Source organism: Stenotrophomonas geniculata, from assembly GCF_034508895.1.
Classification (GTDB): domain Bacteria; phylum Pseudomonadota; class Gammaproteobacteria; order Xanthomonadales; family Xanthomonadaceae; genus Stenotrophomonas; species Stenotrophomonas geniculata.
Genome location: NZ_CP140571.1, coordinates 954,438 through 977,836, shown reverse-complemented (window position 1 = coordinate 977,836; position 23,399 = coordinate 954,438). Strand labels below are relative to the sequence as shown.

The following is a 23,399-nucleotide window of genomic DNA, read 5'->3' as shown; positions in this document are numbered from 1 at the left end:
AACATCGGTTCCCATTCGATGGCTGGGCAATCCTGGGTGGCGAGCATCCCACCTTCCTCTTTTCCGATGAAAGATGCCCTTTGCCTGGGGGGCAGTCGCACGGCGTGATGCCAGGCGGGTTGCGGTGAACCTGCGTCTGGCGATGATCGGCTCACTCCGCAGGTGCTTGAGCAGCGCCGCCTGGGTTGGGGCAATGTGCCCGGCAACGAAAAAAAGCCAGCGCTATGCGCTGGCCTTTCCCAAGTCGCGATGGTCGCGATGGACGCACTCTGGTCGAGTGCGCCCTGGATGGATCACATCTGTTCCAGTTCGCCCACCCGGACCTTGCCGCCACCGCAGTTGCCGTGGCAGCCGCCGCTGATCGGGCCGCTGCCACCGCCGCCGCCGCCACCACCACCGCCGCCACCACCACCGCCCCGGGAGTTGGGCGGGAGGACGGTCGAAATCACTTCGCCGGAGTCGAAACCTGCACCTCGCCACGTGTAGTTGACGCAGGAAATACCGTTGCAGACGGTCAGGACATCGCCGGTCTGGACTCGCGTCTGGGCTGTCCAGACGGTGGTCCGGCCGTCATTGAGCTTCTGGACCTCTTGGGAAAGCTGCTGGTTGGTCACCGGATCGGGATACGGGGTTGTCAGCGTGCATCCGGCGGTGCAGTTGATGACGCCAGGAAGCTTTTTCGCTTGAAGGCTCCCGGCTGCCATGAACAGCAGCACGCCTGCAATGGCGGGAATGGAGTTTCTACCAAGCGAAGGGATAATCCCAATCAGTCTAGCTTTCACAATAGGTCCTTATCGTGGGATGCAACAGTTCTTGAAGATTTCGTTCGATGAAATGCGGGCTTTCTCTTTCTCTTGGCTGCTCAGGTTTTTCTCATGGTTGGCAATGTCAGTGGTGGTGGCAAAACGTGGGTCCAGCCGGTTGAGGACGCGGGTGTACGCCAGGGCGGCAACGGGATCCGCAGGAACGATGCCGCCATACGTGTAGGCCATCGCCATGTCGCTGATGACATTGACGTTCCCTTGTGATTCCAGTTCGCGCAGATATCCGGTGGCGGTGTCCTTCCACGCCTCGAGCGCCGCGGGATCACGGATTGCGTCATCAAGCGAACCGATGACTTTCTCCGGCGATCGCGAGTAAGCGCGCATCGCTTCCTGCGAGCCCATGGCGGCGGCCTTCGAAAGCCAATCGGCGTGATAGATGTCCTGATCCAGAGCCAGCGACTCGCACTCTTTGAGGATTCGTTCCGATCGCTCCAGGAACCAGTTGCCGGACCCGACCGTGGTGGCTGAATCCGCCAGCTTGTCAGCGCGATCCGAGATGAAGGTCTGGCACTGCTCGATGGTTCGATAGATTTCGTAGGTTGCCGTGGCATCTCCGGATTCGGAGCGCAGCATCAGTTGCTTGACGTGGGCGAGCGCGTCACCGGGAGGCCGGAACTCATTGCCTCTTACGATCTCGTAGGCTTTGGGGCCCACTGCCTTGTACGAGCCCGGCGGGATCTTGTTGTCCCGCTCCAGCCTCTGCGCGGCCGCCGCACCTGACGCCGGAAGCTGCCTTCCCTGGTCGGGCCTTTCATCAAGGCTGCCACTGTTCCCGGATTCCTCTGCCGTGGCATCGGCAGCTGGCTGCTGCCGGTAGCCGTACATTGCAACGGCTGCCACTGCCAGCACCGCTGCCAGCGTGACGAATCCGATTAGCCGCTTGCTCATCTATTGATCTCACCTTCATTGCAGGAACCGGCATGGTTGCAAACGTGCGCCTCGCGTTCCATGTCCTGCAGCTAACGTTGTATGAATGGATCTCCCCCATTCCCGTTTGAGATTCATTCACGATTCGTTCACCAATCGTTCACGCCGTCGGGAGTGCGTCCGACCATGGCGAGCTGTTTGCCTGCGCCTGACCTTCGGCGCAGGCGGCACGCACCTTCTGGCGCTCGGCATGAGATGCAGTTTGGAAAGGCGCGGGAGAGGTAGAGCAGGTGCTGGCCGAAGTGCATCGTCTGCGCAGTTGCCAACGGCGGCTTGCCCTGTACTGCGGCGGTGTCACCTCGCTGGCGTTGACTGGCCTGCTGACGGGGGCGACGGACCAACGCAGTGCGTCGATCGACGTGATCGAAACGATGTTGCCGATGGACAGCGGCGGCCGATGTTCTCGGCCGAAGATGAGCGCTTGCACGCGCAGGTGTGCAAGCCATTACCCGTCGTGTGTTTCCTGGCAGGACGCAGTCGCACAATGCGATGTTTCAGCTGCTCGACGGAGCGGGCCAGCCGCGCCAGCAGTTGCAGGTCACGCCGAAGGGGGAGGCCACGCTGTCATTCCTGGACGAGCATGGGGACGCCGTGCGTGTGATCTCGGCGGAGCAGCTCTGATCTCCTGTTCCGGCCCCTGCACATCAATGTGAAGAAGTGCTTGCAATTCCTTCGCGACTCCCGGAAAATGCCGGACTCGCTTCGGGGGACGGACTTCTGGTTCCGCCCGGTAGCAAAGCATCAAGTTCCAACGTCAGCCTCATCGGCGGTGGAGCGAAAGTTTCAGTGGTGGCTGTAGCTCAGTTGGTTAGAGTACCGGATTGTGATTCCGGTGGTCGGGGGTTCGAATCCCCTCAGCCACCCCACTGATTCAACCGCATCGGCGCAGCCGAAACGGTATTGCAATAAACAGAAAGCACGCTACAATGTGCGTCTGAGTTTCACGGGCCGTTAGCTCAGTTGGTAGAGCAGTTGACTCTTAATCAATAGGTCCAAGGTTCGAATCCTTGACGGCCCACCAAGACAGAAGCCACCTGGTACCCCAGGTGGCTTTTTTCTTTAGGTGTGACTCCCATCGTTTCGATGGGGCACGCGTTGCAGAACCCGCTCGGCGCGGATCTGCAGCAGCAGCGGGACCGCAGTGCTGGTTTCAACCACGTTGAAAAAAGTGCTTGCACCCACCGAGCGGATCGGGTCATAATTCGCGCCCCGATTTCGGGCTGTTAGCTCAGTTGGTAGAGCAGTTGACTCTTAATCAATAGGTCCAAGGTTCGAATCCTTGACAGCCCACCAGACGAAAGCCACTTGGTTCGCCAAGTGGCTTTTTTCTTGCCTGTTCGTGGCGTCTGCAGATACCAGCGGTGCTGGCTGGAGTGGAGCCCCCTTGAGTCAAGGGGGCGCGGCGAAGCCGCGGGGATGTGGGGGCTGGTGAAGTGGGGCCCGCACTTTGCCATGCAAAGCGTGGGGCTGCGGCGCGAATGCGCAGCAGCTTCCCCTTGGTTCGCCAAGTGGCTTTTTTCTTGCCTGTTCGCCGGGTGGCGTTTCATCCGCGCATGGCGTGGATCTACTGAAGCGATGCTGAAATCAGGGGCATACGCGTCATCAGTGTTTTCAATGCTGTGCGCTGCTTCTCACCGCGCTGCGCCCTTCATCGCACCCAATGGATCTTCCGCGCCGAGAGCGCATGCATGTACGAAGGAAGATCCTGATGGCCGATATGAAACGACTGCGCCGGGGGCTGTGGGTTTCATTTGCGTTGCTGGTGTTGGTGGCCTGCGCGCCGGAACGTGATCCGGCGCAGACCATGGAGCGCGATGCAGGTACAGGGGCGGTTCCGGCGCGCCCGGTCGGTGACACCATGCAGATGCAGCCGGCGCAGCCGGTGGAGGGTGAGGCTGCGCCGGAGGCGATGGGGCTGCGTCGCACCGACAAGGGTGGCGTGGACATCCGCAAGGTGGATGTGGCGGCCGGGCAGGGCGCTGACGCACCTGCGTCCCCTGCCGAGGCGAAGCACTGAGTCGCCGCCGTCCCGAACGGTCGCACGACCTTCGGGGCGGCCTTTGGCGCGGGCAATGAGCACAGGGCTGTCATGTTCAGTTTTGTGCAGGCCTTCCGATTCCCGCCGTCGCCTGCGACAATGAATGCCTGAGCCGGCCACGCGAAAGTGGCGGAATTGGTAGACGCCCTGGATTTAGGTTCCAGTGCCGCAAGGCGTGGGGGTTCGAGTCCCCCCTTTCGCACCAGTGCCGGCCTGTCCCCGCCCTGATCGGGCCATCTGCGCCCCCCTTGACCGGCATGCGCTGGCAGTGCAGGCCGAATTGGGCGAAACTAAAGGGCTGCGGCAAGCAGGCGCGTCCCAGACGTCGTGTCCTTACAACCGTTTCATCCCAATCATCGAGCCGGGGGCGTGGGCCACCGGTGGCAGGAGTCAACATGCAAGCTTCGATCGAATCCACCGGCAACCTGGAACGCCGCCTGAGCTTCTCGCTGCCGGAAGAGCGTCTGCAGAGCCACATCGTCGGCCGCCTGGGCGAAATCGCCCGTACCACCCGCATCAAGGGTTTCCGTCCGGGCAAGGTGCCGGCCAAGGTGATCGAGCAGCGCTTCGGCGCGCAGGTCCGTGGTGAGGCGCTGGACGGCCTGCTGCGCGAAACCTTCGACGCGGCCGTGCGCGAGCACGACCTGCGCATCGTCGGCAGCCCGCGCATCGACAAGGGCGACGAGGGTGAGTTCTCCTTCGTGGCCACCGTGGAAGTGGTGCCGGACTTCGGCGACATCGACGTCAGCAAGCTGACCGTCGTGCGCCATACCGCCGAGATCACCGACGCCGACATCGACCAGATGATCGAGAACCTGCAGAACCAGCGTCGTACCTGGGCCCCGGTCAGCCGTGGCGCGCAGGACGGTGACCTGGTCGCGGTGGAAACCTGGTCGCAGGCCGGCGAAGAGCGCCTGCCGGCCGAAGGCACCGAGAAGGGTTCGATCGTGCTCGGCCAGGGCATGATGTTCGAGACCATCGAAAAGGGCCTGGTCGGCCTGGCCAAGGGTGAAGAGAAGACCCTGGACGTCGAGTTCCCGGCTGACTGGCGCGTGCCGGTGCTGGCCGGCAAGACCGTGCAGGTCACCGTCAAGGTTGCCGAAGTCTCCGAGCCGGTCGTGCCGGCGGTCGACGAAGCCTTCATCAAGAGCTTCGGCGTGAAGGGCGGCGACGTGGAGCAGTTCCGCAGCGACATCCGCGCCAACCTGGAGCGCGAGCTGAAGGGTGCCCTGATGAACCGCCTGCGCCGCGAGGTCGGCGAGCAGCTGATCGCCGCCTATTCCTCGGTGGAAATGCCGCCGCGCCTGGTCGAGAACGAAGCCCGCGCCATGCTGGCCCAGCAGGTCGAGCAGATCCGCCGCAACGGCCAGAACGTTGGCGAGATCCCGGCCGATGCCCACGAAGGCTTCAAGGAAGCGGCCGCCAAGCGCGTGCTGGTCGGCCTGCTGGTCGGTGAAGTGGCCCGCATCAACGACCTGCGCCTGGAAGCCAAGCGCCTGAACGAAACGATGCGTCTGATCGCTTCGACCTACGAAGAGCCGGAGCAGGTCATTGAGATGTACCGCAATGACCCCCAGCTGATGTCTGGCCTGCAGAACCGTGTGATGGAAGAGCAGGTGATCGACTGGATCGCCGAGCGTGCCCAGCACACCGAAGAGAAGCTGTCGTTCCAGGACGCGATCCGCCAGTAAGCCCGGGCGGATCACCGGATGCCCCGCGCCTTTGCCGGCGCGGGGTTGTTGCCCCCCCAAGATAGGTACCTCACGTAATGGACAACCGAACCAAAGCCCTGAACCTGGTTCCGATGGTGGTCGAGCAGACCAGCCGCGGCGAGCGTGCCTACGACATCTATTCGCGCCTGTTGAAGGAGCGCCTGATCTTCCTCGTGGGCCCGATCGACGATCACATGGCCAACGTGGTGGTGGCGCAGTTGCTGTTCCTGGAATCGGAGAACCCGGAAAAGGACATCAACATCTACATCAACTCGCCGGGTGGCGTGGTCACCGCCGGCATGGCGATCTACGACACCATGCAGTACATCAAGCCGAATGTGAGCACCACCTGCATCGGCCAGGCTGCCTCGATGGGCGCCCTGCTGCTGGCCGCGGGCGAAGCCGGCAAGCGCTATGCGCTGCCGAACTCGCGTGTGATGATCCACCAGCCGCTGGGCGGCTACCAGGGCCAGGCCACGGACATCGACATCCACGCACGTGAGATCCTCACCCTGCGTTCGCGCCTGAACGAGGTGCTGGCCAAGCACACCGGCCAGTCGCTGGAGACGATCGCGCGTGACACCGAGCGCGACAACTTCAAGAGCGCCTTCGAGGCGCAGGCCTACGGTCTGGTCGACCAGGTCCTGGAGCGTCGTCCGGATGAGTCGATCCAGGCCGGCTGACCGGCCTTCACGGGGCCATGGAGGCCCCGTTCCTGCAGGGTCGGGCGGGACTGGTGTCCCCTCGGCCCTGTGCTATTCTCGAATCGAACCCCCGTTCAGCGGGTGGGGTAACTGGGTAAGCGAAGCATGAGCGAAGACCGCCAAGGTCGTTCCACGGACACCGGCAAGATCCTCTACTGCTCTTTCTGCGGCAAGAGCCAGCATGAAGTGCGCAAGCTGATTGCGGGTCCGAGCGTGTTCATCTGTGATGAATGCGTGGAGCTGTGCAACGACATCATCCGCGAGGAACTTGAGGAAAAGGCGCAGTCGGCGCGCAGTTCGCTGCCGAAGCCGCGCGAGATCCTCGAGGTGCTCGACCAGTACGTGATCGGCCAGAACCGCGCCAAGCGCACCCTGGCCGTGGCCGTGTACAACCACTACAAGCGCATCGAGAGCCGGCAGAAGAACGACGACGTCGAACTGGCGAAGTCGAACATCCTGCTGGTCGGCCCGACCGGTTCGGGCAAGACGCTGCTGGCCGAGACCCTGGCCCGCCTGCTCAACGTGCCGTTCACCATGGCCGACGCCACCACGCTGACCGAAGCCGGTTACGTGGGCGAGGACGTGGAGAACATCATCCAGAAGCTGCTGCAGAAGTGCGACTACGACGTCGAGAAGGCGCAGCAGGGCATCGTCTACATCGATGAAATCGACAAGATCTCGCGCAAGAGCGAGAACCCGTCGATCACCCGCGATGTGTCCGGCGAAGGCGTGCAGCAGGCCCTGCTGAAGCTGATCGAAGGTACCGTGGCCAGCGTTCCGCCGCAGGGCGGCCGCAAGCATCCGCAGCAGGAATTCCTGCAGGTGGACACCAAGAACATCCTGTTCATCTGCGGCGGCGCGTTCGCCGGGCTGGACAAGGTGATCCAGGCCCGTTCCACCGACGTCGGCAGCATCGGCTTCGGCGCCAAGGTGAAGAGCAGCGAGCGCAAGCAGGAAGTGGGCAAGGTGCTGGCCGAAGTCGAGCCGGAAGACCTGATCAAGTTCGGCCTGATCCCCGAGTTCGTCGGCCGCCTGCCGGTGGTGGCGACCCTGGAGGAGCTGGACGAGCCGGCCCTGATCAGGATCCTGACCGAGCCTAAGAACGCCATCACCAAGCAGTTCAAGAAGCTGTTCGAGATGGAGAACGTCGAACTGGAGTTCCGTCCGGACGCGTTGTCGGCCATCGCCCGCAAGGCGCTCAAGCGCAAGACCGGCGCCCGTGGCCTGCGCACCATCGTCGAATCGGTCCTGCTGGACACCATGTACGACCTGCCGTCGCAGGAAAACGTCAGCAAGGTGGTGGTGGACGAATCGGTGATCGAGCACAAGTCCGAGCCGTACCTGATCTACCAGACCCCGGCGGCCCCTGAACAGAAGGCCGCAGGCGCTGAGTGATCCTTCCAGGTTGTTGATTGGAAAGGATTTTCAAGGAATGCCTTGCATCTGAAAGCCGATGGCCCCATAACGGGGCCATCGGCTTTTTTTGTCTCCGGAAGATGCCCTCCCGGAGGCGGTTTTCCCCTTCCCTGGAGCCCCCATGGCCCGTTCCCCAAGTGAAACCCTCGACCTGCCGGTCCTGCCGCTGCGCGACGTAGTGGTGTTCCCGCACATGGTCATCCCGCTGTTCGTCGGCCGTGACAAGTCCATGCACGCGCTCGAACAGGCAATGGAGGCGGACAAGCGCATCCTGCTGCTGGCGCAGAAGTCGGCCGAGACCGATGACCCGCATGCGGCCGATCTCTACCAGGTCGGTACGCTGGCGCAGGTGCTGCAACTGCTGAAGCTGCCCGACGGCACCATCAAGGTGCTGGTCGAAGGCCTGTCGCGCGTGCAGGTCACCCACGTCGACGAGCGCAACGGCTCGCTGCATGGGCAGGCGGTGGAAATCGACGCCACCGACGAGCGCGAAGCGCGCGAGGTCGAGGCGATCGCCCGCTCGCTGATGTCGCTGTTCGAGCAGTACGTCAAGACCAACCGCAAGCTGCCGCCGGAACTGCTGCAGACGCTGTCGGGCATCGATGAGCCGGCGCGCCTGGCCGACACCATCGCCGCGCACATCAGCGTGCGCCTGGCCGACAAGCAGCGCCTGCTGGAAACGCTGGCCGTCGGCGATCGCCTGGAGATGCTGGTCGGCCTGGTCGATGGCGAGATCGACGTGCAGCAGATGGAAAAGCGCATCCGCGGCCGCGTGAAGTCGCAGATGGAGAAGAGCCAGCGCGAGTACTACCTCAACGAACAGATGAAGGCCATCCAGAAGGAACTGGGTGACCTGGACGACGCGCCGGGCGAGCTGGAAGAGCTGGCCCGCAAGATCGCCGAAGCCGGCATGCCGAAGGCCGTTGAAGCCAAGGCGCGCAACGAACTGAACAAGCTCAAGCAGATGTCGCCGATGTCGGCCGAAGCCGCGGTCGTGCGCAACTACCTGGAGTGGCTGCTGGGCGTGCCGTGGAAGAAGCGCAGCAAGGTGCGCAAGGACCTGAAGGTGGCGCAGGACACCCTCGATGCCGATCACTACGGCCTGGAGAAGGTCAAGGAGCGCATCCTTGAGTACCTGGCGGTGCAGTCGCGCGTGAAGCAGATGAAGGGCCCGATCCTGTGCCTGGTCGGGCCGCCGGGCGTGGGCAAGACCTCGCTGGGCCAGTCCATCGCCAAGGCCACCAACCGCAAGTTCGTGCGCATGTCGCTGGGCGGCGTGCGTGACGAGGCCGAGATCCGTGGCCACCGTCGTACCTACGTCGGTTCGATGCCGGGCCGCATCGTGCAGAACCTCAACAAGGTCGGCAGCAAGAACCCGTTGTTCGTGCTCGACGAGATCGACAAGATGTCGATGGACTTCCGTGGCGATCCGTCTTCGGCGCTGCTGGAAGTGCTCGACCCGGAGCAGAACAACGCGTTCAACGACCACTATCTGGAAGTGGACCTGGACCTGTCCGAAGTGATGTTCGTGGCCACCTCGAACTCGCTCAATATTCCGGGCCCGTTGCTGGACCGCATGGAAGTGATCCGCATCCCCGGCTACACCGAGGATGAGAAGCTCAACATCGCCACCCGCTACCTGGTGCCCAAGCAGATCAAGGCCAACGGCCTGCAGCCGGAAGAGCTGGAGATCGGCAGTGATGCCATCCAGGACATCGTGCGCTACTACACGCGCGAATCGGGCGTGCGCAACCTGGAACGCGAGATCGCCAAGATCTGCCGAAAGGTAGTGAAGGAGATAGCACTGGCCGGCCCGCAGCCGGCGGCGAAGGCGAAGAAGGGTGCGAAGAAGTCCAAGGCGCTGGTGAGCGTGTCCAGCAAGAACCTGGACAAGTACCTGGGCGTGCGTCGCTTCGACTTCGGCCGTGCCGAGGAAGAAAACGAGATCGGCCTGGTTACCGGCCTGGCGTGGACCGAAGTCGGTGGCGATCTGCTGCAGATCGAATCGACGCTGGTGCCGGGCAAGGGCCAGCTGATCCTGACCGGCCAGCTTGGCAACGTGATGAAGGAATCGGCGTCGGCGGCGTTGTCGGTGGTGCGTTCGCGCGCGGTCGGCTTCGGCATCGACAGCGACTTCCTGCAGAAGCACGACGTGCACCTGCACGTGCCCGATGGCGCCACGCCGAAGGACGGCCCGAGCGCCGGCGCGGCGATGGTCACCTCGCTGGTGTCGATGCTGACCAAGGTGCCGGTGCGTGCCGACGTGGCGATGACCGGCGAGATCACCCTGCGGGGTCGCGTCACTGCCATCGGTGGCTTGAAGGAGAAGCTGCTGGCCGCACTGCGTGGCGGCATCCGCACGGTCATCATCCCGGAAGAGAACCGCAAGGACCTTGCAGACATTCCGGCCAACGTCACCCGCGATCTGGAGATCGTGCCGGTGAAGTACATCGAAGAAGTCCTGGACCTGGCGCTGGAGCGTCCGCTGGCACCGAAGAAGGCGCGCAAGAGTGCGCAACGTGTCACGGTGCGCAGCAAGGCCAAACCGAGTGGAAGCGCGCGCGTCAAGCATTGACGCGCGCTGTCCAATGGCCCGAAACCCGCGTCGTTGCTGGCTTTCCAGCTTGCGTGGGGGTAGGGCCACTGGTATAAAAGCAGCACTCGCGAATGAGTGATCGCTGTCAGCGATGACTGAATCGGCGAACCGTTTCCACATGGCGGCCGCATGCAGAAGGCATGCGGTTGCTTCCCTGTCGAATAAGCGGAACCCACCGCCAAAGGAGTTGTAGAGAATGAACAAGACCGAATTGATCGATGCCGTTGCTGAAGCTGCCGACCTGACCAAGGCCGAGTCCAGCCGCGCTGTCGATGCCGTCGTTGCTGCCGTCACCAAGGCGCTGAAGGACGGCGATGCGGTCACCCTGGTTGGCTTCGGTACCTTCCAGGTCCGCGACCGTGCTGCCCGCACCGGCCGCAACCCGAAGACCGGCGACACCATCAAGATCGCTGCTTCGAAGAATCCGTCGTTCAAGGCTGGTAAGGCCCTGAAGGATGCTGTAAACTAAGCGGCTCGCTGGGGTGCTTAGCTCAGCGGTAGAGCGTCTCCTTTACACGGAGAGGGTCGGGGGTTCGAAACCCTCAGCACCCACCACAGCACCGCGGTAAAAGTTTGAGTGTGGAGCGGTAGTTCAGCTGGTTAGAATGCTGGCCTGTCACGCCGGAGGTCGCGGGTTCGAGTCCCGTCCGCTCCGCCATTCAACGAGGCCTCCGGCCAAAAGCTGGAGGCTTTGTTTTCTCCCCGGTCCAGGCCAGTGGGAAAACAAAAAAGCAACAATGCGGAGCGGTAGTTCAGCTGGTTAGAATGCTGGCCTGTCACGCCGGAGGTCGCGGGTTCGAGTCCCGTCCGCTCCGCCACTACATCGAGGCCCCCGGCCTGAAGCCGGGGGCCTTGTCTTCTCACCGACAGGTTCGGGAAGAAGGCGAAAAGGTTTTTGCAAGAACGGAGCGGTAGTTCAGCTGGTTAGAATGCTGGCCTGTCACGCCGGAGGTCGCGGGTTCGAGTCCCGTCCGCTCCGCCATTGCAGAATTCTTAAGTCCCTGTGAAAAAACTTTGAAAAAAGTGTTCATCGGGCTGGGTTTCCAGGGAGTCTTCGGATATACTGGGCGCCTGCAAAGTTTCAGCGCGGAGCGGTAGTTCAGCTGGTTAGAATGCTGGCCTGTCACGCCGGAGGTCGCGGGTTCGAGTCCCGTCCGCTCCGCCAACTTTAAAAGCCCTCGGCGCAAGCCGGGGGCTTTTTCTTTGGGCCGTGCCGCAGGCCTGCCGATGTGCTGATGGTGCAGGTCCACGAAGATCGGCGCAGGCCGCGCCGGCGCTGCTTTTGGTCCCTGCGGCGAAGCGGGTTACACTGCCGGGCTCGCCAATCAGGCCTTGTGATTCTCACCATGCTGCAGAAACTCCGCGACAAGACCTCAGGCTGGATCGTCACCGTGATCCTGGGGCTGCTGATGATTCCGTTCCTGTTCGTGATCGACAACAGCTACCTCGGTGGCGTTGGCGCACAGAACGTGGCCAAGGTTTCCGCGCCGCCGACCTGGTGGCGTTCGGCGCCGTCGTGGTGGCCGGTGCGCATGCTGTGGCAGCACCACGAGATCAGTGCGCAGGATTTCCGCACCCGCTTCGAGCAGGAGCGCATGCGCGAGCGCCAGCAGCAGGGTGAGAACTTCGACCCGCGCGCGTTCGAAAGCACTGAAAACAAGATGGCCGTGCTCGATCAGCTGATCGACGAGCAGGTCGTGCGCCTGGTGGGCGAGCAGGCCGGTGTCGTGGTGGGCGACGGTGCGGTGCGCGAGTACATCGCCACCATCCCGGCCTTCCTCGATTCGAACGGCAAGTTCAACGAGAACAACTATCGCCTGGCCCTGGCCGGTGGCAATCCGCCGCGTACGCCCACGCAGTTCCAGGAGCTGGTGCGCGAGAGCCTGCAGCAGTCGGTGATTCCGTCGGGCCTGCAGAATTCGGGCTTCGTCACCCAGGCCGAGACCGAGCGCCTGCTGAAGCTGCTGGGTGAAACCCGCGACGTCGAGCTGGCCGCGCTGCCGGAAGTACCGGCCGATACCGCGCCGGTCACCGACGAACAGATCAAGCAGTGGTATGACAGCCACGGCAAGGATTTCCGCCAGGCCGAAAGCGTGTCGCTGGAATACGTCGAGATCAACGGCGCGAACCTGCCGGCACCGACCGCGGCCGACGAAGCGACCCTTCGCAAGCGCTATGAAGACGAGAAGGCGAAGTTCACCTCGCCGGAACAGCGCCAGGCCGCGCACATCCTGATCACCGGTGACGGCGCCGAAGCCAAGGCGAACAAGATCGCTGCCGAAGCCAAGGCGGCCGGTGCCGACTTCGCTGCACTGGCCAAGGCCAATTCGGAAGACCCGGGTTCAAAGGACCAGGGCGGTGACCTGGGTTGGGTCGAGCGCGGTGCGATGGTCAAGCCGTTCGAAGATGCACTGTTCGCTGCCAAGGCGGGTGACGTGATCGGTCCGGTCAAGACCGACTTCGGCTACCACATCATCAAGGTCGCCGCGGTGCGCGGTGGCGAAGGCAAGTCCTTCGAGGAAGTGCGTGACACGCTGGCTGCCGAGCAGTTGAAGGCCGACGGCGAGCGCGGCTTCAACGAACTGGCCGGCAAGCTGGTCGACGCCATCAACAAGAGCCCGAGCGATCTGGCTGCTGCGGCCAAGGAAGTGAACCTGCCGCTGCAGACCCTGGGCCCGATCACCCGTGCCACTGCCAGTGGCATCGCCGCTGACCCGGCCGTGCTGCGTGCCGCGTTCTCCGACGTGCTGGTGCAGGACGGGACCGCCAGCGACCCGATCGCCCTGGGCGGCGCGACCAACCACAGTGTGGTCATCCGCGTGGCCGCGCACACTCCGGAACAGGCCATGCCGCTGGACAAGGCGCGCGAACAGGTGATCGCCGCAATCCGCGCCGACCGCCAGCGCCAGGCCAGCGACAAGGCCGCCGACGCCGTGCTGGCCAAGCTGAAGGCCGGTGCCACCCTGCAGTCGCTGGCTGCCAGCGAGAAGCTGCAGCTGAGCCCGATGCCAGGCCTGCCGCGCAGCCAGCCGGTGCCGACTCCGGAAATCAACCGCGCGATCTTCAGCGCGCCGGTGCCGGCCGAGGGCAAGCCGAGCTATGGCAAGGTGGATGTCAACGGCCACGCGCTGCTGTTCGCGGTGAACAAGGTCAACCCGGGCGACATCAAGGAAGTGACTGCCGAGCAGCAGAAGCAGCTCAAGGACCAGCTCAGCCAGATCGATGGCATGGCCGCAGCCAAGGCCTACGTCGAGGCGATGCGCAAGAAGTTCGTGATCCAGACCACCGAAGAGAACCTGTAAGCCTCGCGGCGGGCAGGACGAGAAAGGCCCGGCAATGCCGGGCCTTTTTTATTGGGAGCGATGCTGGAAATTGAACTGTAGAGCCGAGCCCATGCTCGGCCTGTCATGAACCCCGGGAGGGCGCGAACATGAAAAAGCCGAGCATGGGCTCGGCTCTACAGGAAGCAGGGCAGGGCGCGGCCGGAACCGCGCCTGCTTCAATCCTCGACGCGCAGTACCGCGCCCGGCTTCAGCACGCTGCTGCCGCTCAGGCCGTTCAGTGACAGCAGCGCCTTCACCGGCATGCCGTAGCGACGGGCGATGGTCCATGCCGACTCGCCATCACGCACGGTGTGGCGGCGGCTGCGCGGGCGGTCGGCGATCGCGGCGACGGTCTTGGCCACCTGCGGCGTCGGCGTGGTCGTTGCAACCGGTGCGGTGCTGGCCACCAGTGTGGTCGCGGTTTCCGTCACAGTCGCATTGGCAGCCGAGACCGGGGCCAGCACCCGGGTGGTTCCAGAGGCGCGGTTGCCGGCGGCCAGGGCCGGGTTGAGGCGGGCGATCCTGGCAGGGTCCAGCGCGCGCTGTGCGGCCCACTGCTGGACGCTGGTGCCGGCCGGCAGGGTGTGGTCCTTCAGCACCGGCACGGTGCGGTCCAGCGAGGCCATCACGCCCGGCTGGTCTTCCACGTCTTCCAGCACGCAGGCCAGGGCATGCAGCTTCTCGACATAGGCATGGGTGACCGGCGACAGGCCCGGCAGGGCTGCCGGCTTGGCGTTCTGCGCGTTCATGCCAGCCTTGCGCATGGACTGCAGTACCCGGTACTCGCCGGCGTTGTAGGCCATGGTGGCCAGGCGCCAGTCGCCGCCGAACATGCCGTGCAGGGTCTTCAGGTAGCGCACCGCGGCCTGGGTGGAATCCACCGCCGACAGGCGGCCGTCATAGCCGTTGGCCATCGGCACGCGGTGGTTGCGCGCGGTGGTGGCGATGAACTGCCACAGGCCGGTCGGGCCGCTGCCGTTGCGGGCATTGGGCCGATAGCCGCTTTCCACGAACGGAATCAGCGCGAATTCGGTGGGCAGGTTGGCCTTGCGCAGCTCTTCGACCACATAGCCGAACAGCACCAGCGCATCGTCATCCTGGTTGGCCAGGCGCGAGGGGGCGTGGGCGAACTGCTTCTGCCAGCGCGGGCTGGTGGCCTCGGCATCGCAGCTGGGCTCGGCCAGGCCGTCGCGGAAGCTGGTGAAGATCTCCTGGCCGTTGCGCACCGAAGCGGCGGGCAGCGCTGAAGCGTCCAGCGGCAGGGCCGCGGCAGCGGTCAGGTTCTGGCTGATGCCGGCACCCAGCGACTGCGCGCCCGCGTTCCCGGCCAACCCCAGGGCAAGCCCCAGGGCCAGCGTCAGACTTCGGCGCATCATGCGCGGAAGCCGTCTTTCCAGTGCCGGAGACCGGCCATCACGTCGACGTCGTCCACGACGTCACGGCCCAGGTGTGCCGATACCGACGCACGGATCGGTGCAGCGTGCACACGCAGGAAGGGATTGCAGTCGAATTCGTCGGCCAGGGTTACCGGCAGGGTGGAACGGTCATCGCGGCGCATGGCCAAAGCCTCCTCTTGGCGCTGCCACAAGGCAGCGTTGGCGGGGTCGACATGCCGCGCGAAGACGGCATTTGACACGGTGTACTCATGAGCGCAACAAAGCAGCAGTTGCGCGGGCAGGGCACCCAGCTTGCGCATCGACGCCAGCAGCTGGGACGGCGTACCTTCGAACAGGCGTCCACAGCCCAGGCTGAACAACGAATCTCCGCTGAAAAGATGTTCAGCAGTGTGAAACGCGATGTGGCTGCGGGTATGCCCGGGCACGGATAGTACGTGGAACGTCCGGCCCAATGCCTGAACGCGTTCACCTTCACCGACCCGCTCGGTCGCCGTGGGAATGCGCTCCTCGGCCGGCGCGACGACCCGCACGCCGGGGAATCGCGCCTGCAATGCCGGCACGCCACCGATGTGATCGTCGTGGTGATGGGTGAGCAGGATCGTGTCCAAGCGCATGCCCTGATCGGCCAGCGCGAGCACGGGCGCGGCATCACCGGGGTCGACGACCACGGCAGCGCCCTCGTCGTCGATCAGCGTCCAGATGTAGTTATCCGCAAATGCGGGCAGGGCAGTCAGTCGCATAGAATTGGACCATGCCCGCGCTGCAGAGTACCCGTCAAGCGAGCCAGACCCCGTGGTTCGACAGTGAACCGGCGGAGGCCTTGCGCGTGCTGGAGCGACAGTTGCTGCTGCCGCAGCTGTCGGTGCTGCCGGCGCAGCCCTGGCTGTGGATCGCGCCGAGTGCGGCCTGGCTGGAGGATGCGCAGCTGGGTGGGCGCGGCCTGCGCCTGTATCGACAGGGGCCGGGCTATGCCGGCGACACCCGCTGCGCGCTGCCGTTGCCGCTGGCCAATGAAAGCGTCAATGCGATCGTGCTGCAGCATGTCACCGCGGCCGACGCTGATCGGCTGCTCGACGAGTGCGAGCGCGTGCTGATGCCGGGCGGCCACCTGTGGCTGAGCAGCCTCAATCCGTTCAGCCCGTACCGCACGCGCTGGCGCCAGCATGGGCTGGTGGTGCGCACGCCGCAGCGGATCCGCCTGCTGCTCGGCCGTCATGGGCTGGAGTGCGACGATATGCGTTACCTGGGCCCGCTCTGGCGCGGTGCGGGCAGCCGTCGTCCCGGAGGTTGGGCACCGCTGCGTGCGGCCTGCCTGTTCCATGCGGAAAAACGCACGCTGGCCCTGCCCGGGCCGAAACCGCTGCCGGTGCGCTGGCACGGCACCGTAGCTACCTGATTCTGGAGTTGTATTGAAAACCATCGAAATCCACACCGACGGTTCCTGCCTTGGCAATCCCGGCCCCGGCGGCTGGGCTGCGCTGCTGCGCTACAAGGGCCACGAGCGTGAGCTGAGCGGTGGCGAGGCGCACACCACCAACAACCGGATGGAGCTGATGGCGGCCATTTCCGGGCTGGAGTCGCTGACCGAGCCGTGCAGCATCGTGCTCTATACCGATTCGCAGTACGTGAGGCAGGGCCTGACCCAGTGGATGCCGGGCTGGATCCGCAAGAACTGGAAGACCGCCGGTGGCGATCCGGTGAAAAACCGCGAGCTGTGGGAGCGCCTGCAGGCGGCCACGCTGCGGCATCAGATCGACTGGCGGTGGGTGAAGGGGCACTCCGGCGACCCCGACAATGAGCGGGTGGATACCCTGGCCCGCAACGCGGCGATCCAGATCCGCGACGCCAGCCCGGTAAACTGAGCCCATGCGTCAGATCATCCTCGATACCGAAACTACCGGCCTGGAGTGGAAGAAGGGCAACCGCATTGTCGAAATCGGCTGCGTGGAGCTGTTCAAGCGCCGCCCGACCGGCAACAACTACCACCAGTACATCAAGCCGGACTGTGAGTTCGAACAGGGCGCGCAGGAAGTCACCGGCCTGACCCTGGAGTTCCTCGATGACAAGCCGGACTTCGCGCAGATCGCCGACGAGTTCCTGGCCTTCATCGATGGCGCCGAACTGATCATCCATAACGCCGCGTTCGACCTCGGCTTCCTCGACAACGAGCTGTCGCTGCTGGGGCCGCAGTACGGGAAGATCACCGACCGCTGCACCGTGATCGATACCCTGGTGATGGCGCGCGAGCGCTTCCCGGGCCAGCGCAATTCGCTGGATGCGCTGTGCAAGCGGCTGGGCGTGGACAACTCGCACCGTGCACTGCACGGCGGCCTGCTCGATGCGCAGATCCTGGGCGACGTCTACATCGCGCTGACCTCGGGCCAGGAGGAAATCGGCTTCGGCCTGGGCGATGACGATGGCGGTGGTGCCGGTGCGGCGCTGCAGGCCTTCGACACCAGCAAGCTGCTGCCGCGCCCGCGCGTGGTGGCCACGCCGTCGGAACTGGAAGCGCATGCCGCGCGACTGGAGCGGCTGCGCAAGAAGGCTGGCCACGCGCTGTGGGATGGCCCGAAGGTGGAAGAGCCCGCCAGCGCATAAACATCCACGCATGGCGTGGATCTACTGTAGAGCCGAGCCCATGCTCGGCTCATGCACCAGGTTCAGTGGCAGCGCACCAGGATGACGCTGATGTTGTCGCGGCCACCGCCGTCGAGCGCGGCCGCGACCAGCGTATCCACGCACTCCTGCGCGCTGGCATCGTCGAAGGCGAGGGTGCGGGCGATGCCGCGGTCGTCCACTTCCTCGGTCAGTCCGTCACTGCACAGCAGCAGCTGCATGCCCGGGCGCAGTTCACCGCTGGTGGTGGCCACGTTCAGATGCGCCGGATCGGTCACGCCCAGCGCCTGGGTGACCACGTTGCGATGCGGATGTGCGCGCGCCTGTTCGGCGGTCAGGTTGCCCTGCGCGACCAGTTCCTGCACCACGCTGTGGTCCTGGCTGAGCTGCGCAAGTTGGCCGTCGCGCCACAGGTAGGCGCGGCTGTCGCCGACCCATGCCACTTCATAGCGATTGCCCTGCACGCGCGCGGCAACCACGGTGGTGCCCATCGGCAGCGTGTCGTTGCGTCGGCGCGAGGCGCGGATGATCTCTTCGTCGGCGGTGCGGATGGCCTGCGCCAGCGGCGCGCCGCGGCGGATCTCGCGCACGATGGTCTCGCGTGCCAGCGCGCTTGCCACTTCGCCGCAGGCGGGTCCGCCCATGCCGTCGGCCACCAGCCACAAGGCCAGCTCGCTGTCACCGTAGTAGGTGTCCTCGTTGAGCTCGCGGCGCATGCCGGGGTGGGTGAGGTGTCCGAATTCGATCATGGGGGGCTGGGGCGGGGTGTTGCTGGGGAGACAGGCATCATCGGGTGACGGCACGCATCCGGCAAGGCATGCGCTCAGGAAATTTTCACTTCGTTGGCCGGAATGACTTGTCGTCGGCCTCACTTCCTCGTATGATGCGCGTCCCCGGTCCGCCGGGGACCACCCGGAGAGGTGGCAGAGTGGTTGAATGTACCTGACTCGAAATCAGGCAGGCGTTTATAGCGCCTCGGGGGTTCGAATCCCCCCCTCTCCGCCAGATAAAGAGAAAAGCCGCCCAGTGGGCGGCTTTTTTCTTGGCCAACGTTCGGGAGATGCAGGCGGTTGTTGTAGTGATCGACACCTCTGATGCGGGGGGATGAGAACCCCCGACGGGGTTCGACGGTTCTGCAGGAGCAGAACCGGACAGCCGTAGGCTGGCCCTGGAGCGCGTAGCGCGGAAGGGTCGGGTGCATGGATGCACCCGACAATCCCCCCCTCTCCGCCAGATAAAAGAAAAAGGGCTGCCGAAAGGCAGCCCTTTTTCTTTTATCTGGCGCGGGACGACGCGCGTTGCGCGTCGCCCCACGGGTTGCTGTGCAACGCGTGGGCCCCTGTCGGGGCAGCCCCTCAACAGAGGGGCTTGTTCCTCCAGATGGATCTACCTGTCCCATCGCGAGCTGCGGGTTAAACTGCACGCATCACCTGCTGGAGCTTTTCCCCATGACCGCTGAAATCCTCGTCCCCGTTTCTTTCGGCGAGCTGCTGGACAAGATCTCGATCCTGCAGATCAAGTCCGAGCGCATCAGCGACGAGGGCAAGCTGGCCAATGTGCGCAAGGAGCTGTCGGCGCTGGAGCAGACCTGGATGGCACACCCGGCGGCGGTGAAGGACATCGCCAGGCTGCGTGCCGAGCTGAAGACGGTCAACGAGCAGCTGTGGGACATCGAGGACGACATCCGCCTGAAGGAGAAGGCGCAGGCGTTCGATCAGGGCTTCATCGACCTGGCGCGCAGTGTCTACCTGCGCAACGACGAACGCGCGCGCATCAAGAAGGCGATCAACCTGGCGCTGGGTTCGGCGTACGTGGAAGAGAAGTCCTACCAGGATTACGCGCAGCGCGCGTAATCCCCGGCAGCCTGCCGCTCACCCCAGGTGGTCGGCGACGTAGCGTTCGAACGCAGCGATACCGTCTTCGACAGTGATCAGTTCCATCACATCGTCGAACTCGATCTTGGTGCCCCACTTCAGATCCGCGGCCTGCTTGGCCAGGTACTTGCGCGCGGCATCATCGTAGCGGTCCACGCAGTAGCGGCGGTCGGAATAGGGACCGCTGCGGTTCGGGTTGCTGGCCGCATGCAGGCCCAGTACCTTGGCGCCCATCGCGTTGGCGATGTGCATCGGGCCCGAGTCCGGGGTCATCACCAGATTGGCGCGGGCCAGCAGTGCCGGCAGCTGCTTCAAGGTGTCCTTGCCGACCAGGTCCAGTGCCGGCGTGTGCAGCTGGGCCTGGATGGCATCGGCCATGCTGCGCTCCAGCTCGCTGCGGCCACCACACAGCACCACCCGCCAACCGCGCTGTGCGGCATGGTTGGCCACGGCTGCATAGCGGTCTGCATACCAGTTGCGGCGCACGTGGCTGGAACAGGGCGAGATCATCAGTACCGGTCGGCCATCGTCCTGCCATTGCGCGGCGGCCCACTCATACGCGGACTGCGGCACCGCCAGGTCCCAGCTGACCTCGGCCTGGCGCAGGCCAAGGGGTTCACAGAAGCTGCCGATGGCGTCCAGCACATGGATGCCGGGGCGGTCGGGGATGCGCTCGTTGATGAAGAGACCGTGCAGATCCTTCGATCGGCTGCGGTCGTAGCCGATGCGACGCTCTGCGGGAATGAAGGCCGACAGCAGGTTGGCGCGGAACGCCACCTGCATCTGCAGCAGCGCTTCAAAGCGCCCCGGTGGCAGCTGCCTGCGCAGTTCCTTGACCCCGGCCATGCCGCTTTTCTTGTCGTAGGCATGGAAGGTGACGCCGGGCAGGCCGTCGAGCAGCTTGTGGCCGGCCTTGTCGATGATCCAGTGGATCGGCGTGTCCGGACGCGCAGCCTGCAGGGTGCGCACCAGGGGCACCACGTGGGTGACATCGCCGAGTGCGGACAGGCGCAGGAGGCACAAGGAGGAGGACGCTGATGCCATGTGTTGTTAGACTCAATGAAATGGTCGCATTCGACGCCAATGAAGCGCTGACGCCATGCCGCGAGGGTCGCGGCATCGGGGCCATTCTGTTCGACCGCGAGCGGCTGCGGCAAGCCGAGATCGGCCTGTTCTCGCCCCAGCACTGGGGAAGCAGGGCCCGGCCGGTGGGTGAGGGCGGCCGTGGCAGCGCCTGGTTGGTCGATGCGCCGTTCGGCCCCAGCGTGCTGCGCCACTACCTGCGCGGTGGCCTGGCGGCGAAGATCAGCCATGACCAGTACTTCTGGCGCGGCGCGGACCGCACCCGCAGTTTCGCCGAATTCCGGCTGATGCGCGCGCTGCGCGAGAAGAAGCTGCCGGTGCCACGGCCGATCGCCGCGTTCTACATGCGCGAGGGCCTGCGCTACCGGGCCGCGATCCTGATGGAGCGGATCGAGGGTGTCCGTTCGCTGGCCGACCGTGCGCTGGTCGCTGGCCGGGGCGCACCGTGGGAGGAAACCGGGCGGCTGATCGCGCGCTTCCACCGTGCCGGCCTGGACCATGCCGACCTCAATGCGCACAACATCCTGTTCGACGGCAATGGCCATGGCTGGCTGATCGACTTCGACCGCGGGGTGATCCGCATCCCGGCGACCGCCTGGCGCGAACGCAATCTCAAGCGCCTGCTGCGCTCGCTGATCAAGCTGCGCGGCGAGCGCAGCATGGAAGACGTGCAGAAGGACTTCGCGCGGCTGCGCCGCGCCTATGACATGGCCTGGAACCGGGGCACCTGATGGACTGGTCGTTGCGTTTCCTCGGCGTCGGCAATGCGTCGGCGGTCGAGCTGGGGTCGCCGATGTCGGTGATCGAGCGGGACGGGCGTCCGTGGCTGACCATCGACTGCGGCGGTGAAGGCCTGACCGCGTTCAAGGCGCACTACGGCCACATGCCGCAGGCGTTGTTCGTCACCCATGTGCACCTGGACCACGTGGCGGGCTTCGAGCGCCTGTTCGTCGATACCTTCTTCAATGCGCACCGGCGCGGCAAGGTGCGCCTGTATGTGCCTGCCACGGTGGTGCCGCTGCTGCACAAGCGCATCGGGGACTACCCGAACGTGCTGGCCGAGGGCGGCGCCAACTTCTGGGATGCGTTCCAGCTGATCGTGGTGGGTGAGGCGTTCTGGCATGAAGGCGTGCGCCTGGAGGTGTTCCCGGTGCGCCACCATTGGCCGGAGACGGCCTATGGCTTGCGTCTGCAGGGCGCGCTGACCTGGAGCGGCGATACCCGGCCGATTCCGGAGATGCTGGCCCGTTTCGCCAACGACAACGAACTGATCGCGCACGACTGCGGCCTGCACGGCAACCCGTCGCATACCGGTGTGGACGACCTGGAGCGCGAGTACAGCGCCGAGCTGCAGTCCCGGATGATGCTCTACCACTACGCCAGCGTGGCTGACGGTGCGGCGCTGGCCGCGCGCGGTCACCGCGTCGCCCAGCCGGGGCAGTGCGTGCGGTTGGCGAGCCCGACGGCGCCGCACGTGCTGGCGCAGGATCCGCCGTGAGCGGTGTTGGCCAGCCCGCCGACGCGGCGCTGGCGGCCGAACTGGAGGCGCTGGAACGCGCGCTGCATGCGCCGCAGGTGCGGGGGGATCGCGAGTCCCTTGCGGCCCTGCTGGACGAGGATTTCAGCGAGATCGGCAGTTCCGGCCGCTGTTACGACCGTGCAGCTGCGCTGGCGGAGATCCCGCTGGAACGGGCGCAGGTGCGGATCGAATCGGAGCAGTACGCGGTCTCGCTGCTGACGCAAGACCTGGCCCAGGTGCGTTATCGCAGCCGCTACTACCTGGATGGCCAGCCGCAGGGCTGGGTACTGCGCAGTTCGCTGTGGCGCCGGCATGGGGACGGATGGCGCATGGTGTTCCACCAGGGCACGCCGGAAGCGCAGTAGCGCGGGGCCATGCCCGGCAAAGGGCGCCAACCAAGGTTGGCATCTACCAGAGGCGGGCGTCGCCGGAAAAGGCGATGGCCCCGCCGGCTGACCTCGGCGCCCGCGTCGATCGATACCGTTGCTGCCTTCCGGCCCTGGCGGGATTTTCGACCTAGCGTCGCGAGGGGCCGACGGGGCCACCATAGAGACGTTGGCCGCCCAGTGGGCGGCCGGTTCACCGATCAGGGGAAGCAGCGCGCGATGCGCCGGAGACCACAGCCGGACTGCACATCGGCTGGCCGATGGCAGAACGCAACTATAGCGCAGGCAGGTACATCGACGCCAGCTTCGTGCACTGAATCGGCTGTAACCCGCGTCTGCTGGCAACGCCCCGGCGCGACCGGCGTTGCTAGAATGCCGGCCAGGAGGAACGACCTCCCCCACATCGGGAATCAATGACCAGGACGGCCTGGCCCTACCAAGAGGAGGGCTGTCATGGCCTGGATCTATCTGTTGTTCGCCGGCCTGCTGGAAATCGTCTGGGCCGTGTCCATGAAGCAGTCCGAAGGCTTCACCAAGCTCACCCCCACCGTGGTCACGATCATCGGCATGATCGCCAGCTTCTGGCTGCTGGCGGTGGCCATGCGCAGCCTGCCATTGGGTACCGCCTATACGATCTGGACCGGCATCGGTGCGGTAGGCGCGTTCGTGGTCGGCATCGTGTTCCTCGGTGAGCAGGTCAGCCCGATGCGGATCGGTGCAGCGGTCTTGATCGTGTCCGGGCTGGTGCTGATGAAACTCTCCAGCAGCTGAATGCATTTAGTTGAGCGGGGAATGGATTCCCCGCGTCCTGCAGGTATATGCATTTTCGGCAAAGCCATTTTGTCCGCTCGTTTTATTTGACGCACGTCATGAAAATAACGAGCGTGATTCACATGCCGCTGGCGCCATCGGACGCACAGTGCCGCCATTCGTCATGCGAAACCGGGGAGTTTTCGCCTTGACGGACACGCCGGCGCACCTTTT

The 23,399-nt window shown here is 64.8% G+C and carries 22 protein-coding genes, 10 tRNA genes and 1 other RNA gene; 26 read left to right on the top strand and 7 right to left on the bottom strand.

Annotation, left to right across the window (positions count from 1 at the left end; all coding sequences use genetic code 11):
* Positions 1-293: 293 nt before the first annotated feature.
* Both RI032_RS04695 and RI032_RS04690 read right to left on the bottom strand, forming a co-directional pair.
* Positions 294-716, bottom strand: coding sequence for a hypothetical protein (locus tag RI032_RS04695; RefSeq protein WP_065427980.1), 423 nt, complete (start codon positions 714-716; stop codon positions 294-296).
* Between the two features lie 75 nt (positions 717-791).
* A complete protein-coding gene (locus RI032_RS04690) occupies positions 792-1,712 on the bottom strand; it encodes a hypothetical protein (protein WP_049454898.1) in 921 nt (306 codons plus the stop codon).
* Between the two features lie 528 nt (positions 1,713-2,240).
* Here RI032_RS04690 and RI032_RS04685 point away from each other — a divergent pair.
* The 17 genes from RI032_RS04685 to RI032_RS04605 all read left to right on the top strand — a co-directional run bounded on the left by RI032_RS04685 (position 2,241) and on the right by RI032_RS04605 (position 13,519).
* Positions 2,241-2,372 carry a hypothetical protein gene (locus RI032_RS04685; protein WP_019336556.1) on the top strand — a complete coding sequence of 44 codons (132 nt, stop codon included), beginning with the start codon at positions 2,241-2,243 and terminating at the stop codon, positions 2,370-2,372.
* Between the two features lie 168 nt (positions 2,373-2,540).
* Positions 2,541-2,617: transfer RNA gene (locus tag RI032_RS04680), tRNA-His, on the top strand.
* Between the two features lie 79 nt (positions 2,618-2,696).
* A tRNA-Lys gene (locus RI032_RS04675) sits at positions 2,697-2,772 on the top strand.
* 196 nt (positions 2,773-2,968) lie between these two features.
* Positions 2,969-3,044, top strand: a tRNA-Lys gene (locus tag RI032_RS04670).
* A 415-nt stretch (positions 3,045-3,459) separates the two neighbouring features.
* On the top strand, positions 3,460-3,768 hold the full coding sequence (locus RI032_RS04665) for a hypothetical protein (protein ID WP_010483896.1): 309 nt from the start codon (positions 3,460-3,462) through the stop codon (positions 3,766-3,768).
* Positions 3,769-3,909: 141 nt separating this feature from the next.
* Positions 3,910-3,994: transfer RNA gene (locus tag RI032_RS04660), tRNA-Leu, on the top strand.
* Between the two features lie 190 nt (positions 3,995-4,184).
* On the top strand, positions 4,185-5,480 hold the full coding sequence (tig, locus tag RI032_RS04655) for a trigger factor (RefSeq protein ID WP_010483893.1): 1,296 nt from the start codon (positions 4,185-4,187) through the stop codon (positions 5,478-5,480).
* A gap of 77 nt (positions 5,481-5,557) precedes the next feature.
* Positions 5,558-6,184 (top strand): ATP-dependent Clp endopeptidase proteolytic subunit ClpP, encoded by a 627-nt coding sequence (clpP, locus tag RI032_RS04650; RefSeq protein WP_004146318.1) that lies wholly within the window; start codon positions 5,558-5,560, stop codon positions 6,182-6,184.
* 126 nt (positions 6,185-6,310) lie between these two features.
* Positions 6,311-7,600, top strand: a complete 1,290-nt coding sequence (clpX, locus tag RI032_RS04645) for an ATP-dependent Clp protease ATP-binding subunit ClpX (RefSeq protein WP_032129320.1) — start codon at positions 6,311-6,313, stop codon at positions 7,598-7,600.
* Positions 7,601-7,742: 142 nt separating this feature from the next.
* Complete coding sequence (gene lon / locus RI032_RS04640; protein ID WP_010483888.1) at positions 7,743-10,196, top strand: endopeptidase La; 2,454 nt, start codon at positions 7,743-7,745, stop codon at positions 10,194-10,196.
* 217 nt (positions 10,197-10,413) lie between these two features.
* Positions 10,414-10,686, top strand: coding sequence for an HU family DNA-binding protein (locus RI032_RS04635; protein ID WP_004146343.1), 273 nt, complete (start codon positions 10,414-10,416; stop codon positions 10,684-10,686).
* Between the two features lie 11 nt (positions 10,687-10,697).
* Positions 10,698-10,772 (top strand) — tRNA-Val (locus RI032_RS04630).
* 26 nt (positions 10,773-10,798) lie between these two features.
* Positions 10,799-10,875 (top strand) — tRNA-Asp (locus RI032_RS04625).
* 83 nt (positions 10,876-10,958) lie between these two features.
* Positions 10,959-11,035: transfer RNA gene (locus RI032_RS04620), tRNA-Asp, on the top strand.
* Between the two features lie 87 nt (positions 11,036-11,122).
* Positions 11,123-11,199 (top strand) — tRNA-Asp (locus RI032_RS04615).
* Between the two features lie 106 nt (positions 11,200-11,305).
* Positions 11,306-11,382 (top strand) — tRNA-Asp (locus RI032_RS04610).
* A gap of 181 nt (positions 11,383-11,563) precedes the next feature.
* A complete protein-coding gene (locus RI032_RS04605) occupies positions 11,564-13,519 on the top strand; it encodes a peptidyl-prolyl cis-trans isomerase (RefSeq protein WP_019336553.1) in 1,956 nt (651 codons plus the stop codon).
* A gap of 197 nt (positions 13,520-13,716) precedes the next feature.
* Here RI032_RS04605 and RI032_RS04600 read toward each other — a convergent pair whose 3' ends face one another.
* On the bottom strand, positions 13,717-14,916 hold the full coding sequence (locus RI032_RS04600; RefSeq protein ID WP_164191837.1) for a lytic transglycosylase domain-containing protein: 1,200 nt from the start codon (positions 14,914-14,916) through the stop codon (positions 13,717-13,719).
* A complete protein-coding gene (gloB, locus tag RI032_RS04595) occupies positions 14,913-15,677 on the bottom strand; it encodes a hydroxyacylglutathione hydrolase (protein ID WP_322547930.1) in 765 nt (254 codons plus the stop codon). The genes RI032_RS04600 and gloB overlap by 4 nt, the downstream gene beginning before the upstream one ends.
* A gap of 11 nt (positions 15,678-15,688) precedes the next feature.
* Here gloB and RI032_RS04590 point away from each other — a divergent pair, with 11 nt between their 5' ends.
* The 3 genes from RI032_RS04590 to dnaQ are packed head-to-tail and all read left to right on the top strand — an operon-like array spanning position 15,689 to position 17,535.
* Positions 15,689-16,333, top strand: coding sequence for a methyltransferase domain-containing protein (locus RI032_RS04590; RefSeq protein ID WP_010483877.1), 645 nt, complete (start codon positions 15,689-15,691; stop codon positions 16,331-16,333).
* Positions 16,334-16,346: 13 nt separating this feature from the next.
* The gene (rnhA, locus tag RI032_RS04585; protein WP_010483875.1) at positions 16,347-16,799 is read left to right on the top strand and encodes a ribonuclease HI; all 453 of its coding nucleotides are present in this window, start codon (positions 16,347-16,349) and stop codon (positions 16,797-16,799) included.
* Positions 16,800-16,803: 4 nt separating this feature from the next.
* Positions 16,804-17,535, top strand: coding sequence for a DNA polymerase III subunit epsilon (gene dnaQ / locus RI032_RS04580; RefSeq protein ID WP_010483873.1), 732 nt, complete (start codon positions 16,804-16,806; stop codon positions 17,533-17,535).
* A gap of 62 nt (positions 17,536-17,597) precedes the next feature.
* Here the strand turns inward: dnaQ and RI032_RS04575 are convergent, their stop codons facing one another.
* Positions 17,598-18,302 (bottom strand): PP2C family protein-serine/threonine phosphatase, encoded by a 705-nt coding sequence (locus RI032_RS04575; protein ID WP_010483871.1) that lies wholly within the window; start codon positions 18,300-18,302, stop codon positions 17,598-17,600.
* 165 nt (positions 18,303-18,467) lie between these two features.
* Here RI032_RS04575 and RI032_RS04570 point away from each other — a divergent pair.
* Positions 18,468-18,558 (top strand) — tRNA-Ser (locus RI032_RS04570).
* Between the two features lie 443 nt (positions 18,559-19,001).
* Entirely contained in the window at positions 19,002-19,406 is a 405-nt protein-coding gene (locus RI032_RS04565) for a DUF6165 family protein (RefSeq protein ID WP_012510201.1), read from the top strand.
* Between the two features lie 18 nt (positions 19,407-19,424).
* Here the strand turns inward: RI032_RS04565 and RI032_RS04560 are convergent, their stop codons facing one another.
* Positions 19,425-20,471 carry a glycosyltransferase family 9 protein gene (locus tag RI032_RS04560; protein ID WP_010483867.1) on the bottom strand — a complete coding sequence of 349 codons (1,047 nt, stop codon included), beginning with the start codon at positions 20,469-20,471 and terminating at the stop codon, positions 19,425-19,427.
* A gap of 20 nt (positions 20,472-20,491) precedes the next feature.
* Here RI032_RS04560 and RI032_RS04555 point away from each other — a divergent pair, with 20 nt between their 5' ends.
* Genes RI032_RS04555 through RI032_RS04545 form a run of 3 tightly spaced genes read left to right on the top strand, consistent with a single transcriptional unit; the run spans position 20,492 to position 22,394 of the window.
* On the top strand, positions 20,492-21,241 hold the full coding sequence (locus RI032_RS04555) for a 3-deoxy-D-manno-octulosonic acid kinase (protein WP_010483865.1): 750 nt from the start codon (positions 20,492-20,494) through the stop codon (positions 21,239-21,241).
* On the top strand, positions 21,241-22,008 hold the full coding sequence (locus tag RI032_RS04550) for an MBL fold metallo-hydrolase (RefSeq protein WP_010483863.1): 768 nt from the start codon (positions 21,241-21,243) through the stop codon (positions 22,006-22,008). Before RI032_RS04555 ends, RI032_RS04550 begins: the two co-directional genes overlap by 1 nt.
* Positions 22,005-22,394 carry a nuclear transport factor 2 family protein gene (locus RI032_RS04545; RefSeq protein ID WP_010483861.1) on the top strand — a complete coding sequence of 130 codons (390 nt, stop codon included), beginning with the start codon at positions 22,005-22,007 and terminating at the stop codon, positions 22,392-22,394. Before RI032_RS04550 ends, RI032_RS04545 begins: the two co-directional genes overlap by 4 nt.
* 77 nt (positions 22,395-22,471) lie before the next feature.
* On the opposite strand, the gene ffs is transcribed toward RI032_RS04545, so the two are convergent.
* An RNA gene (ffs, locus tag RI032_RS04540) (signal recognition particle sRNA small type) lies at positions 22,472-22,568 on the bottom strand.
* 300 nt (positions 22,569-22,868) lie between these two features.
* Between ffs and RI032_RS04535 the strand changes: the two genes are divergently transcribed.
* On the top strand, positions 22,869-23,186 hold the full coding sequence (locus tag RI032_RS04535; protein ID WP_010483859.1) for a DMT family transporter: 318 nt from the start codon (positions 22,869-22,871) through the stop codon (positions 23,184-23,186).
* Positions 23,187-23,399: the final 213 nt, after the last annotated feature.